This window comes from Streptomyces prunicolor (assembly GCF_045162825.1).
GTDB classification, from domain to species: domain Bacteria; phylum Actinomycetota; class Actinomycetes; order Streptomycetales; family Streptomycetaceae; genus Streptomyces; species Streptomyces prunicolor.
Window position 1 is genome coordinate 93,213 of sequence record NZ_CP108676.1, and the last position, 14,184, is coordinate 107,396.

A 14,184-nucleotide genomic window follows, 5' to 3' on the forward strand; every position below is an offset into this window, starting at 1 on the left:
AGGCATGATTCCGGGATCTCTCGGACCCGGTTGTCAGTCTCGTACGGATCCGCCGTGATGGTTCCGGACGGAGGGGCCGGGTTCGGGGTGGGCGCCGGTGAGTTCGGGCTCCAGGCCTTCGCTCAAGCCGGCGGGTCGACGGCCCACGTCGGCGCGCCAGGCCTCGAAGGCCCAGGTGGTGAGGGCCACGACGGCGAGGCCCAGGAGCCAGCCGCCCACGACGTCGCTGAACCAGTGGACGCCGAGGGCGATCCGGGTGAACCCCACGCCGAGTACGGACACGATCGCGACGCCCCAGCACAACGCCCGCAGAGCACGCGGCACCAGGGGAAGCAGGACCAACAGGAAGATGGCGAACGAGATGGTCGCGGTCATCGCGTGTCCCGAGGGGAAGGAGAAACCCGGCGCGTGCGCGACCGGGTCCTCGAGGGACGGTCGGGCCCGCTCGACCACGATTTTGACCAGCAGCCCGATGAGCCCACCGGCCGTGGCCGTCGCGGCGGACCAGGCGGCCAGACGCCAGGCCCGGCGGTACAACAGCCATACGGTCAGCAGCGCTACGGCCGTCCGCAGGGTGACCGGGTCCCACACCCGGTCGGACAGGAACCTCAACGTGCTTGTCCACGCCGGGTGTTCGAGGGCGGCCTCGTTCAACCTCCGTGCCGCGCCCGCGTCGAGACGGCGCAGCGGCTGCCAGTGCCCCTCGACCAGGACGAGCAGCAGTCCGAAGGGGACGGCAGCTGTGGCGGCGACGGCGGCCGAAGCGAACAGGTGGATGCCGAATCTGCGGTCGGCCGTCCGACGACGGAGGTCACGAAGGCGCTGGGCCGCGGCGCGAACCACTCTTCACACTCCCGGGTCGGCGGTGATCGGACCGGGCCGCAGCGCCCGCGCCGCCTCCAACTGCGCGGCGAAGGACAAGCCCAGGAAGAGGGCGATGGAGGTCAGGTAGGCCCAGAGCAGCAGGGACATGAAGGCGCTGAGCGGGCCGTAGACCGTGTCGAAGGATCCGCTGATGTCCAGGTACAGGCTCAGCAGCCAGGTCAGGGCCGTCCACAGGACGAGGTAGACGGCGGCGCCGAAGGCCAGCCAGGTGTAGCCGGGCTGGCGGCGGCGGGGGGAACGGCGGAAGATCGCGCTGGCCGAGAGGAGGGCGAGCAGCAGGCCGAAGGGCCAGCGCAGGATCTCGCAGGCGGTCCTGGCATCGCCGTCGAGGTGGTAGACCGTCGCCGCCGCGGCGGCCAGGTCGCCGCCGGCCACCATCACGACGAACCCGAGTCCGAGCGGGATCCCGGCGCTCAGCGACATCACGAGCCCGCGCAGGTACTTCTGGTGGAAGGGGCGGTCGCGTTCGTTGCCGTAGATCCGGTTGGCCCCGCGTTCGATCTGGCACATCGCGGTGGTGACGTTGACCAGGGAGAAGAGCAGGCCGAACCAGAGGGCGATCTCGTCACCGTCGCCCGCGCTGTGGCGGCTTCGGTCCAGTGCGTCGTCGACGACGTCGGCGCTGGGCCCCTGCGCGATCCGGTGGATGGTCAGTTCGGCGAGTCGGCCGATGTTCTCCGTGTGCAGCGCCGTGGAGAGGCCGACGAAGGCGATGGCCAGCGGGATCACCGCCAGCACCGTCTGCAGGGCGAGCGCGCGGGAATGGCTGAAGCCGTCGGCGTAGCGGAACCGGACGAAGGAGTCGCGCAGCAGCGGCCAGCGGCCGTAACGGCGCAGCGACGCCAGGGCCTCGTCGGCCGAGAGGTCGTCGCCGGTCATGTCGCGGGTCTCGGGGACCTTGGTGGCGGTGCCCATTCACTTCTCCCGGGTGGGCAGCAGCACAGTCAGCGCGCCGGGTCGGACCTCGGCGGTGAGACGCCGGCCGTGGGACACCGGGTCCCCGTCGAGTTCACGCGACTGCGGTACGGCGAAGGTGAGTTCGGCCCGCCGGAAGGTGCGGAACTCCACCGGCACGCCCTTCGTGCCGGTGCCCTCGGGGACGAGCGTCTCCACGGTCGTGGGCCGTGTGTTCCGCCCGCGCCCGCGCATCAGGATGCCCAGGGCACGCAGCCAGCCGCCGGGGCCGCGCGGGTCCAGGATCAGCAGGTCGAGCAGGCCGTCGTCGGGCCGGGCCGCCGGGAGAAGCGTCAGACCGCCTTGTACGGTGCCGACGTTGGCGAGGAGCACCATGCGGGCCGTACGGTGCAGGACCGGCGCGTCGTCGAGCCGGACCGTCAGCCGCATCCGGGGTGTGCGCAGGGTGCCGACGGTGGCGAGTACGTAGGCGAGCCAGCCGACGGCGGACTTGGCGCGGTCGTCGGTGTGTTCCAGCATCGCGGCGTCGAGCCCGGCCCCGGACATCGCGGTGAAGTGGGTGGGGGCGAGGCCGTCGCCCTCGATGCGGCCGAGGTCGATGTGGTGCGGGGTGCCGGACAGGGCGGTGTCGAGCGCGGTGGTGGGGGTGAGCGGCAGGCCGAGGTTGCGGGCCAGCAGGTTGCCGGTGCCGCAGGGCACCACGACGAGCGGTACGCCACTGCCGGCCAGGGCGTCGGCGGCCGCCCGCACGGTTCCGTCGCCGCCGCAGACCACGACCAGTTCCGCTCCGTCACGGACCGCCCCGGCCGCCTGGCCGGTGCCGGGGTCGTCGGCGGCGGTCTCGATGAACTCCGGTGCGCGGTGGCCGTGTTGTTCCAGGATCCGCCGCAGTTTCTCGCGGGCCGCCGCGTCGGTCACCGTGGGGTTGAAGATCACGGCGGTGCTGCCGGGCTCGCGCTCCTCGGCCCGCGCGGTTGTGTCGGCATGCCCGGTCCGCTGCGCGGGAACGGCGACCACTGACCCGTCGGTGAACAGGGCACGGCCGACGATCAGCAGGGACAGGGCGCCGTTGGCCATACCGCCGATCACGTCCGTGGGGTGGTGCATGCCCCGGTAGAGGCGGGAGACGCCGACGGCCAGCGGCACCAGGAAAAGCAACCCGGCCAGCGGCCACCGCCACGGCCTGCGCACCCGGGACAGCACGAGGACCGCGAGTCCGGCGTAGAGCGCGGTGGCCGCGCCGGTGTGGCCGGAGGTGTAACTGGACGTGGGCGGGGAGGCGTCGAGGCGGTGCACCTGCGGGCGGGTCCGGTCCACCGACTCGGTGACGGCCAGGAACACCAGTGCCTGGAGCGAGACGGCGACAGCGAGGAACACCGCCTGACGCCACATCGGCAGCCGGGGCACGAGCAGCAGGGCCACGCAGCTCAGCAGGGTGACGGCAATCACCGTGAGGGTGTTGCCCGCCTCCGAGCCGAGGTACGACAAGGCGGTAAGCGGGCCCGTACGGATCCGCTCGAGCCCCTCGTCGACCTGGTCCTCGACCGTCAGCGGCCATATGTTCCGGGCCGGGCCCGTGATCAGGAGCCCGAAGCCCACGATCAGGGCGGCCTGACAGACGGTCAGTACGCCGATGCGCGCCGCGGTACCGCCGGTACCGCGGGGCAGAACAGGCGACCGGCTCGGCCGGACCGCCGCAGGTTCGTCCCCGGTCGCTCCTGCTGCTCTTCCCGGCCCGGCGGTCGACATCGGGGCTCCCACGGGTCGGCGCCTCGCGGCGGTCCACGGCCGGGTGCCGTTCGCACCCGATCCATCGCCGTCTGCCCCCGAAGCCGGGACGCAGACACCTCCTCACGTGGGAACCCGCGATCCCACGCTCCGAGCATGCGGGGAAGGTGATCCTCCGGGACCGCAGTAGGTCACACCGTTTCCGCTCCCCTCCCCCAGCTGTGGGTGAAGCGACCGCCGCCGTTCCCGCTCTCGTACCGGATCCGGCAGGGGTACGGCGGACAGGAGTGCCGGGTGACGATCGGCCGTCGCGTGCCCGTGGCGCAGGCGAACCTCCTCGTACGACAAGACGGCCCGGACCATCACGGCGGTCCCTGACCCCAACTGGTACGGGAGGAAGCCCGAGTTGGACTCGGTCGACACGGCGGTCTGGAGGCTCCAGGGAAGAAACGACCCGCCGGACGATGGACCGGCCGGCATCGCGCCGGTGCGACGGAGACCCAGGACAGGTCTCCGTCGCATCGGTAGCAGGGGGCACGTCCGAACTAGCGGCGTCCTCCCCGTCGGTCCGCCAGGCGGTGGACCGCCGTGATCAGCGTGTCCACCTCCCCGTGCGTGTTGTAGAAGGCGAACGACGGCCGCACGGTGGCCTCCAGCCCGTACCGGCGCAGGATCGGCTGTGCGCAGTGGTGGCCCGAACGCACCGCGATGCCCTCCTCGTTGAGCGCGGTGCCCACCTCGGCCGGCTCGTAGCCGTCCAGGACGAACGACACGATGCTCGCCTTGTTCGGGGCCGTGCCGACCAACCGCAGCCCGGGCACGCGGCGCAGGCCCTCTGTGGCGTGTTCGAGCAGGGTGTGCTCGTAGGCGGCGATGTTCGGCAGGCCGATGCGCTCGATGTAGTCGATGGCCGCGGCCAGGCCCACCGCGTCGGCGATGTTGCCGGTGCCGGCCTCGAAGCGGCCCGGCGGCGCCTGGAAACTGGACTTCTCGAACGTCACGTCGGTGATCATGTTGCCGCCGCCCTCCCACGGGGGCATGTCCTCGAGAACCTCCCGTTTGGCGTAGAGCACCCCGATCCCGGTCGGCCCGAACAGCTTGTGCCCGGAGAAGACCAGGAAGTCCGCGTCCAGCGCCCTGACATCGATCGGCAGGTGCGGGACCGACTGCGCGGCGTCGACCAGGACGCGTGCGCCTGCCCGGTGTCCGATCGCGATGATCTGCTCGACCGGCACGACGGTGCCGAGCGCGTTGGACATCTGGGTGACGGCCACCAGCTTCGTCCGGTCCGACAGGAGCGCGGTGTACTCGTCGAGCAGCAACTGGCCGCTGTCGTCGACCGGGATCACCTTGATCACCGCACCGGTCTGTTCCGCCAGCATCTGCCAGGGCACGATGTTGGCGTGGTGCTCCAGATGGGAGAGCACGATCTCGTCGCCCGCGCGGATGTGCGCGGGGCCCCACGCCTTGGCGACCAGGTTGATCGCCTCGGTGGTGCCCCGGACGAACACGATCTCCTCGGCGGAACCCGCCCCGACGAACCGCGCGACGGTCTTCCTGGCGCCCTCGTAGGCGTCCGTCGCCCGGGCGGCCAACTCGTGCGCCGCCCGGTGGATGTTGGAGTTCTCCCGTGTGTAGAACTCGACCAGCCGGTCGATCACCGCCTGCGGCTTCTGCGTGGTCGCGGCGTTGTCCAGCCAGATCAGCGGACGGCCGTTGACCAGTTCGGACAGGATCGGGAAATCCCGGCGAACCGCGTGCACGTCGAAGGCCGGGTGGTGGTCGAGCTGTAGTCCCGACGGCGCGCCGGACACGTCGGGTTCCTGGACGAAGTAGTACGGCCCGGTCGTCGCCGTCGGTGACACCGGCTCGGAGAGGGGCGGCAGCCCCAGGTGCCCGAAGCCGGGGAGTTCCGGCGCCAGAGCGGGGTAGCCGGGTGCCTCCGAGAGGAAGTAGTACGGCCCGGGGTCCGGGAGTCGGGCCGGTGCGGTCGACGGCGGGGTGGACGGCGGTCCCGGGGGCACGGTCGGGGTCGGTGGCTCCGGGACGGAGCCGGCGCCGCCGGGCGGACCCGCCGTAGGGGGGCTCGCCATGTGGGTTGCCGCGGCGCTGGTCGGTGGCGGTCCGGACGGCGGGCTCATCCCCGCGGTCGGTGCCGGAGGCGGCGGATCCATGGACGGCAGACCGGTCGGCACCGGAGGGGACGGGTTCGCGGCGGGCGTGGCGGTTGACACCGGCGCAAAGGGTGCTGCCGTCGGCAGGCCTGCGGAGACCGGCGGACTGGTCTCCGCGGTCGGCACAGCCGCCGGAACCGGGGCCGACGGGTCCGCGGCAGGTGTGCCCGTCGGCGCCGAAGACGAGGATGCCGCGATCGGCAGCCCCGTCGGCGTCGGCCACTGTGTCGGGCCGTCGAGGACCGGGGCGGCCTCCGTGTCCGCCGGTTGCCCGGGGAGTGCTCGGAAGAACTCCCCGGCCATTCGGCTCAGCGTCTCCTCGTCCGGCAGCCACGCGGGGGCGGTTTCGTTACCGGTGGTCGGGGGCGTGGTCATGGCTACCGGTAACTCGGCGCGTAGTCATGGAACTTGTCCACCTCGACGTCGTCCAGCACGGCGAGGGCGTCCTCGGTGAGTACCGCGAGCGAGCAGTACAGGGAGATCAGGTACGAGGCGATGGCACTGCGGTCGATCTGCATGAAGCGCACCGACAACCCCATCCCCTGCTCCCCCGAGAGCCCGGGCTGGAACAGGCCCACCACGCCCTGGCGCGACTCGCCGGTGCGCAGCAGGATGAACTTCGTCTTCCCGTTCTCCAGCGGGACCTTGTCCGACGGGACGATCGGCAGGCCGCGCCAGGTCAGGAACTGCGAGCCGAACATGCTCACCGTGGCCGGCGGTACACCTCGCCGGGTGCATTCCCGGCCGAACGCGGCGATCCCCTCGGGGTGGGTGAGGAAGAAGGCCGGCTGCTTCCACACCTTGGTGATGAGGGCGTCCAGGTCGTCCGGCGTCGGCGGCCCGGTCATCGTGGAGATCCGCTGCGTGTCCGCCGTGCTGGCCAGCATCCCGTACTCCGGGCTGTTGATCAGCTCGCCCTCCTGATGCTCCTTCACCGCCTCGATGGTCAGCCGCAGTTGCTGCGCGGTCTGGTTGTGCGGGCTGGAGTACAGGTCGGAGATCCGGGTGTGGAGGTCAAGGACCGTCTGGACGGCCTTGAGCCGGTACTCCCGGGGTTCCCGTGCGTAGTCGACGAAGGTGTCCGGCAGCGGCGACTCGTCGTAGTTGTCGCATTCGATGCGCACCGACTCGGGGTGAACGACCTTGTTCACCCGGTAGATGCCGGCCTCGACCGGGACCCAGGACATCAGATGCACCAGCCAGCGAGGCGTGATGGAGCTCATCTGGGGAACGGTCTTGGTGGCGTTCGCGAGGGTCCGCGCCGCGCTGTCGCTCACCGACATCGATCGCGACGGTGGATTCACAACCGTGGTCATGCGGCATCTCCTTTCCGCGCCCGGGGGCCGGGCACGCGTGACGGGGTGAGATCGCCGACGCGAGGACATGCGGCCGCGATCTCTCGCACCCACTATCGATTCACCGTCGCAGTAGGTCCGGTAATGGTCCAATGCGTGTTTTCGAGGCTGTCATCGACGCGGTCTATGATTCGCGAATGATCGACTTGAGTCGGTTGCGCGTATTGGTCGCCGTCGCCCGCGAGGGTTCGATCACGGCAGCCGCCGAGGCACTGCACTACGCGCAGCCGTCGGTGAGCCATCAACTCGCCAAGCTCGAAGCCGAGGTCGGCATGCCGCTGTTGCAGCGGATGGGGCGCGGTATCCGGCTCACGGAGGCCGGCCGGCTGCTGGTGGACCGCGCCGAGTCGATCCTCGCGCAGGTGGAGTCGGTGCACGCCGAACTGGACGAGCTGGCCGGGCTGCGCACCGGCCGGGTCCGACTGGCCGCCTTTCCCTCGGCGTTGGCCACCCTGGTGCCGCTCGCCGCCGCCCGCGTCCTGGACCGGTATCCCGGCATCGAGCTGACCTTGCGGGAGGCGGAGCCTCCGGACGCGCTCAACGCCCTGCGCGAGAACGACGTCGACGTGGCGCTGATCTTCGAGCACGGCGACCCGCCCCAGCGCGATCGCCGCGACACCACGATGACACCGCTCCTCGACGAACCGTTGTACGTGGTCACACCGGCGGACCGCTCCTGGGACGGAGCACGGACCGACCTGGCCACCTATGCCGACACGCGCTGGATCGCCGGGTGCGAACGCTGCCGCGAGCATCTCGTCGCGGCCTGCGGGCGCGCCGGGTTCTCGCCGATCGTCGAGTTCGAGACCGACGACTACGTCGCCGTACAGGCGCTCGTCGCGGCCGGACTCGGCGTGAGCCTGCTGCCGGGACTCACTCTCCTCGCCAACAGGCACCCCGGGGTCAGGCTCCACCGCATCGACGGCATGCGCAGACAGGTCGTGGCCGCCGTCCACGGCAAACCGCCCGCGTCCCAACCCGCCCAAGTACTCCTCGACGCCCTCACCGCGACCCTCGCCGAACCGGAGTGGCCGTCCTGACGACACACGCAGGAACGGACCGGCCGTGACCGCGAACACCCTGTTGCGGCTGCGGACAAGGGCAACAGGCATGGCCCGCCGTGGAGTTGGCGAGCCTTCCGACCCACCATTGACGTACGACGACGCCGCTCCGTACGATCACGATCGGCATCGAGTGTCAGCGTGAAGCCCTGGCTTGCTGACCGGCAACCCTCCGACGCGGTGGGGTGCTCCAGGTGAAAGCCCGGCAGGGTCACCGACGATCTCTGCAAGCGCGGAACCCCGTGACCGGGGACGGAGATGTGGAGGACGGTCATGCGACACGGCAGTGACCAGCGTGCCTCGACCGCTTCCCCTGTTTCCCTGACGGCCGCGACGGTGTTCTCCCGCCTCTCCCGCCGCCGCCACATCGACCTGCAGCGCTTCACCAGCTGCCTGTGTCACGCCTGACCACTGTCCGGCCCGCTCTGACCACGTCCGTCTGACGTCTGTCTGACGTCCGTCGCGGCCGGCAGGCGTTCGCCCGCAGCCTCTCGCGGTCTCGTCCGTACGTACGCCCACGGACCTGTTCCGCGGCCGCCCCGCATCTCCCCCTTCCCTCTCCCCCTCTCGCCCCACCCCTGAACCCCGCCGTCCCGTTGTCGCCATAGCGCCGACCGGGGCCGCACACCCGCGCGCGGCCATGCGCCGCAGGGCATCACCCGCGTAGTGACACGAGTAGGAGCACCCTCCGTGAGAGCACATCCGGACATCCGGCCCAACCGATCGGCGGCGCTGGCCGCCCTCCTGACCACCAGCGTCCTGCTCACCGCCTGCGGATCCGGCAGCGGCGGCGGCTCGGGCAGCGGCGGTGGACCGGCGAAGTCCGGTGGCACCCTGACCTTCGCGGTGGGCTCCGACGCCGGGTGTGTGGACCCGCAGCAGGTGGCCAGCAACGACACCATCTACTCGGTGCGGCAGATCGTGGACTCCCTCACCGACCAGGACCCCGAGACCGGCAAGATCGTGCCGTGGCTCGCGAAGAGCTGGGACATCAGCTCCGACGCGACGGCGTTCACCTTCCGTCTCAGATCGGGTGTCACCTTCAGCGACGGATCGAAGCTGACCGCCCAGGTGGTCAAGGACAACTTCGACGCGGTGCCGAAGCTGGGTGCGCTGGGCACCCTCGCCGAGGGCTATCTCAGCGGCGTCACGAGCACGACCGTGATCGACCCGCTCACCGTCAAGGTGACCTTCAAGCAGCCCAACGCCCAGTTCCTGCAAGCCACTTCGACCCACTCGCTGGGCATCGAGTCGTCGGCGAGCGTGAAGAAGAGCCCGCAGCAGAAGTGCAGCCAGGGAGTGGTCGGCTCCGGGCCCTTCACGCTGAAGCAGTACGTGCAGAACCAGTCGATCACGCTCGCCAAGCGCACCGGGTACGCCTGGGGTTCCTCGCTGTGGCACAAGAGCGGCGAGGCCTACCTGGACAAGGTCGTCTTCAAGGTCGTGCCCGAGGCGGGTGTGCGGGCCGGCAGTCTCCAGTCCGGGCAGGTGAACGCGATCAGCAGCGTCGGCAAGGCCAACGAGGCGGCGCTGAACGGCGGCCAGGTCACCCTTCAGCGGCGGGCCAACCCCGGCGTGGTGTTCGGACTGGCCTTCAACAACGCGCGGCCCGCCCTGAAGGACGCCCGAGTGCGGCAGGCCATCGGGTTCGCCATCGACCGGGGGCAGATCGCCGATACCGTGTTTCCGACCGGGACCCAGCCCGCGACCAGCGTCCTGGCGCACACCACACCCGACTACGCGGACCTCTCCTCGGACCTGACGACCGACGCGGCCAAGGCCAAGTCCCTTCTGGAAGCGGCCGGTTGGAAGACCGGCGACGACGGCATCCGCACCAAGGACGGCAAGAAGCTGACCCTGGCCGTCGACTGGATACCCAACTCGGCCACCAACCAGCCCGCGTTGGAGCTGATCCAGCAGCAACTCAAGGCGGTGGGCGTCGGCCTGACGCTCAAGCAGCTCCAGGTCACCCAGCTCGCCCCGACACTGCAGTCGGGCGATTACGACGCGGCGTGGGGGAACATCACCCGTGCCGACCCGGACATCCTGCGCAACTCCTTCTCCACCAGACTCGCCAACTTCTACCGCGTTCCCGTGACCGCGCTGGACACCGCGCTGACCGGGCAGGCGGCGACCACCGACGCCGCCAAGCGCAAGCAACTCGTCGAGCAGGCTCAGCAGTTGATCGTGCGGAACGCCTACTACGCACCGGTGGTGGAGCTCCAGACCCAGATCGGCGTGTCGAACAAGGTGCACGGACTGAACTTCGACGCCTCCAGCCGGATCCAGCTGCACGACACCTGGATCGGCTGACGCATGCGCCGCTATGTGATCAAACGGCTCGCCCAGGCGGTCGGGGTGCTGTGGGCGGCCTACACGGTGTCCTTCCTGGTGCTCGACTTCCTGCCCGGTGATCCGGTCACGGCGATGGCCGGTGCCGGAATGGACTCCGGTCAGGTCGATCCGGCACAACTCGCCGCGCTGCGCCACGAGTACGGCTTCGACAAGCCGGTCCTGGTGCAGTACGCCGACTACCTCGGCAAGGCGGTGCGCGGGGACTTCGGCGACTCGGTCTCCACCGGTCGGCCGGTGTCCTCGACGCTCGCCGACGCGCTACCCCAAACCCTGCAGTTGACCGGTGCCGCGCTGCTGCTCGCGGTGTTCCTCGGCGGCGGTCTGGCGGTCCTGGCGACCTACACCTCGCGCCGCTGGCTGCGCCAACTGCTGCTGTCGTTGCCGCCGTTGGGGGTGTCGGTGCCGACGTTCTGGGTGGGTCTGCTGCTCGTCGAGAGCTTCTCGTTCCGCCTGCACTGGTTTCCGGCCTTCGGCAACGACGGGCTGCGCGGACTGATCCTGCCGGCGGTGACACTGGCGGTCCCCACCGGTGCGCAGGTCGCTCAGGTTCTCGCCAAGAGCCTGCTCACCGCGCTGGATCAGGCCTATGTGGAGACCGCCCGTGCCAAGGGCGCCGGCCGTTGGCGAATCCATCTGCGGCACGCGCTGCGCAACGCGTCGCTGCCGGCGCTGACGGTCGTAGGCCTGCTGGTCGGGCAGTTGATCGCCGGTTCGGTGGTCGTCGAGACGGTGTTCTCGCGTGACGGTCTCGGCCGGGTGACAGCCGCCGCGGTCACGGCCCAGGACATCCCGCTCGTCCAGGGCGTGGTGGTGTTCGGGGCGCTGATCTTCGTGGTGACGAACCTGGTCGTCGATCTCGTGTATCCGCTGCTGGACCCGCGGATCGTGGTGGCCTCGGGCCGGAAGGCGGTCGCCGTATGAGCCGGGATCTGGTCGAGGACACCGCCGCAGCCGCCGCGCTCGGCCTCGCCCGACCGGTCGAGCCCGGCTCCGGCTCCGGCCCCGGGTCGGCACACCGCGTCGACGTGCGGCGCATCCTGCGGTTCCTGGTGCGCCGCCCGGGCCTGCTGCTGTCGGTCCTCCTCGTCGTTCTGGTGGTGCTGGCCTCTTTCTGGCCAGGGTTGTTCACCTCGCGCGATCCGCTGGCGGGGGTGCCGTCGCAGAACTTCCGCGGCCCGAGCGGCGCGCACTGGTTCGGCACCGACGAACTGGGCCGTGACGTGTTCTCCCGCGTGGTCCACGGCGCCCAACTCTCCCTGAAGGCAACGCTGATCGCGGTGGCGGTCGCGTTCGTGGTCGGCAGTCTGATCGGTCTGGTCGCCGGTTTCGTCGGCCGCTGGGTCGACGACGTGCTGATGCGCTTCGTCGACGTACTGCTGTCGATCCCCGCGCTGTTCCTGTCCCTGGCCCTGGTCACCGCGTTGGGCTACGGCACGGTGAAGGTGGCGGTCGCGGTCGGCATCGCCAGCGTCGCGAGCTTCGCCCGGGTGACCCGGGCCGAGGTGTTGCGGGTGCGCCAGGCGGTCTTCGTCGAGGCGTCGCGCGCATGTGGAACCCGCTGGTACGCGGTGCTGGGCCGGCACGTACTGCCCAACGCCGCGGGCCCGGTGATCGTCCTGGCCACCCTCGACTTCGGCTCCGCGATCCTGGCCGTCTCGGCCCTGAGCTTCCTCGGCTACGGCGCCCCGCCACCGGCGCCGGAGTGGGGCACGCTGATCTCCGACGGCCGCAACTACCTCGCGAACGCATGGTGGTTGACCGCACTGCCCGGGCTGGCGATCGCCGCGACCGTGCTGGCCACCAACCGCATCGCACGGGCACTGGACGGCGAATGGTCCAGGCAGCGATGACCGGCACCCCGACGAACACGCCTGGAACGGACGACGAGTTGAGTACGACACCGAGCACCGAGCCGGTCCACCCCGAGCAGGGCGCCGCGCTGGAGATACGCGGCCTCTCCGTGTCGTACCGCACGCGCGGCGGCACCGTGCGGGCGGTGCGGGACGTCGACCTCGACGTGCGGCCGGGCGAAGTGACCGCGGTGGTGGGCGAGTCGGGGTCCGGCAAGAGCACCACCGCGCATGCCGTCACCCGGCTCCTGGCACCGAACGCCCATATCGACTCCGGCACGATCCGCTTCGGACGCCACGACCTCACCACGCTGACCGAGGCGGAACTGCGCACCGTGCGCGGCGCGCAGATCGGCCTGGTGCCCCAGGACCCGTCCGTGTCGCTCAACCCGGTCAAACGTGTCGGCGAACAGGTCGCCGAAGTGCTGCGCATCCACGGTCTCGCGACCCGCCGCTCCGCACCGGCGGAGGCGATCGGCATCCTGGACCGGGCCGGGCTGCCCGACGCGGCCACCCGCGCACGCCAGTACCCGCACGAACTCTCCGGCGGAATGCGGCAACGGGCCCTGATCGCCATCGCCCTCGCCGCCCGCCCGAAGCTGATCATCGCCGACGAGCCGACCAGCGCACTCGACGTCACCGTGCAACGCGTCATCCTCGACCATCTCCAGCACCTCACCGAGGAGTTGGGGACGGCGATCCTGCTGGTGACCCACGATCTCGGCGTCGCCGCCGACCGGGCCCAGCACCTGGTCGTCATGTCGCAGGGCCAGGTCGTCGAGGCAGGTCCGACCCGGGACATCCTCACCGACCCCCAACACGCCTACACACGAAGGCTGTTGGCGAGCGCACCGAGCCTGACCACCGCGCGACCGCGTACCCCGGTCGCCACGCCCGCAAAGACCGGGTCGACACCGCTGGTCGAAGTACGGGGCGCGGTCAAGGAGTTCCGGCTCCCCCGCGCGGGCGGCGGATCCCGGACACTGCGCGCGGTGGACGACGTCAGCTTCACCCTCCACCGGGGGCAGACCCTCGCGCTGGTCGGCGAGTCCGGCTCGGGCAAGTCCACCAGCGCCCGCCTGGTGCTCCGCCTGACCGACGCGACCGCGGGGCACATCCTCTTCGACGGGGAGGACGTCACGACCGCCCGCGGCACGCAGGCCAGACAGCTGCGCCGACGCGCGCAACTCGTCTACCAGAACCCGTACGCCTCGCTCGACCCCCGCTTCTCCGTCGGCGAGGTGATCACCGAACCGCTGCGCGCCTTCAAGGTCGGTGACCGCGCCTCCCGCCTGGCACGCGCCCGCGACCTGCTCGACCGGGTCGCGCTGCCCGCGTCGACGCTGGAGCGCCGTCCGGTGGAACTCTCGGGCGGGCAGCGCCAGCGCGTCGCGATCGCCCGTGCCCTCGCACTCTCTCCGGACCTGGTCGTCTGCGACGAGCCGGTGTCCGCGCTCGACGTCTCCGTCCAGGCCCAAGTCCTGGACCTGCTGGCCGAGTTGCAGGCCGACACAGGAGTGGCGTACCTGTTCATCTCGCACGACCTGGCCGTCGTACGCCAGATCGCGCACCAGGTGGCCGTCATGCGGGCGGGCCGTGTCGTCGAGACGGGTGCCCCCGAGGACCTCTTCACGCACCCCCGCCACGACTACACCCGCGAGCTGCTCGCGGCGATTCCCGGCCGCCGGGACGACCACGACCTGAGGACGCGGACCGCATGACCATCGCCTCCCTCACCTTCCTCACCCCGGGCAACCTCGCCGACGACGACCCGTACACCGACCTGGAGGAGATCCTCGAACTCTTCGCGTATGGCGAGGAATTGGGCTACGGCGGGGCCAGAATCCGGCAGCGGCACCTC

Annotated in this window: 11 protein-coding genes and 1 riboswitch; of the genes, 6 read left to right on the plus strand and 5 right to left on the minus strand. The window is 70.7% G+C overall.

Annotated elements, in window-relative coordinates:
- Window positions 1-33: 33 nt before the first annotated feature.
- The 5 genes from OG588_RS00365 to OG588_RS00385 all read right to left on the minus strand — a co-directional run bounded on the left by OG588_RS00365 (window position 34) and on the right by OG588_RS00385 (window position 7,018).
- Window positions 34-843 carry a phosphatase PAP2 family protein gene (locus OG588_RS00365; RefSeq protein WP_405945480.1) on the minus strand — a complete coding sequence of 270 codons (810 nt, stop codon included), beginning with the start codon at window positions 841-843 and terminating at the stop codon, window positions 34-36.
- 3 nt (window positions 844-846) lie between these two features.
- Window positions 847-1,800 carry a YihY/virulence factor BrkB family protein gene (locus tag OG588_RS00370; protein ID WP_405945481.1) on the minus strand — a complete coding sequence of 318 codons (954 nt, stop codon included), beginning with the start codon at window positions 1,798-1,800 and terminating at the stop codon, window positions 847-849.
- The gene (locus OG588_RS00375; RefSeq protein WP_405945482.1) at window positions 1,801-3,549 is read right to left on the minus strand and encodes a diacylglycerol kinase family protein; all 1,749 of its coding nucleotides are present in this window, start codon (window positions 3,547-3,549) and stop codon (window positions 1,801-1,803) included.
- Window positions 3,550-4,073: 524 nt separating this feature from the next.
- The gene (locus OG588_RS00380; protein ID WP_405945483.1) at window positions 4,074-6,077 is read right to left on the minus strand and encodes a family 2A encapsulin nanocompartment cargo protein cysteine desulfurase; all 2,004 of its coding nucleotides are present in this window, start codon (window positions 6,075-6,077) and stop codon (window positions 4,074-4,076) included.
- 2 nt (window positions 6,078-6,079) lie between these two features.
- Window positions 6,080-7,018, minus strand: a complete 939-nt coding sequence (locus OG588_RS00385; RefSeq protein WP_019063644.1) for a family 2A encapsulin nanocompartment shell protein — start codon at window positions 7,016-7,018, stop codon at window positions 6,080-6,082.
- A gap of 176 nt (window positions 7,019-7,194) precedes the next feature.
- Between OG588_RS00385 and OG588_RS00390 the strand changes: the two genes are divergently transcribed.
- The 6 genes from OG588_RS00390 to OG588_RS00415 all read left to right on the plus strand — a co-directional run bounded on the left by OG588_RS00390 (window position 7,195) and on the right by OG588_RS00415 (window position 14,044).
- On the plus strand, window positions 7,195-8,097 hold the full coding sequence (locus OG588_RS00390; protein WP_405945484.1) for a LysR family transcriptional regulator: 903 nt from the start codon (window positions 7,195-7,197) through the stop codon (window positions 8,095-8,097).
- A 146-nt stretch (window positions 8,098-8,243) separates the two neighbouring features.
- A riboswitch (SAM riboswitch) is annotated at window positions 8,244-8,357 on the plus strand.
- A gap of 34 nt (window positions 8,358-8,391) precedes the next feature.
- Window positions 8,392-8,526 (plus strand): putative leader peptide, encoded by a 135-nt coding sequence (locus OG588_RS00395; protein WP_405945485.1) that lies wholly within the window; start codon window positions 8,392-8,394, stop codon window positions 8,524-8,526.
- A 282-nt stretch (window positions 8,527-8,808) separates the two neighbouring features.
- Complete coding sequence (locus tag OG588_RS00400) at window positions 8,809-10,431, plus strand: ABC transporter substrate-binding protein (protein ID WP_405945486.1); 1,623 nt, start codon at window positions 8,809-8,811, stop codon at window positions 10,429-10,431.
- A 3-nt stretch (window positions 10,432-10,434) separates the two neighbouring features.
- On the plus strand, window positions 10,435-11,394 hold the full coding sequence (locus OG588_RS00405) for an ABC transporter permease (protein ID WP_405945487.1): 960 nt from the start codon (window positions 10,435-10,437) through the stop codon (window positions 11,392-11,394).
- On the plus strand, window positions 11,391-12,323 hold the full coding sequence (locus tag OG588_RS00410; RefSeq protein ID WP_405945488.1) for an ABC transporter permease: 933 nt from the start codon (window positions 11,391-11,393) through the stop codon (window positions 12,321-12,323). The genes OG588_RS00405 and OG588_RS00410 overlap by 4 nt, the downstream gene beginning before the upstream one ends.
- Complete coding sequence (locus tag OG588_RS00415; protein WP_405945489.1) at window positions 12,305-14,044, plus strand: dipeptide ABC transporter ATP-binding protein; 1,740 nt, start codon at window positions 12,305-12,307, stop codon at window positions 14,042-14,044. Before OG588_RS00410 ends, OG588_RS00415 begins: the two co-directional genes overlap by 19 nt.
- The last annotated feature ends 140 nt before the right edge of the window (window positions 14,045-14,184 follow it).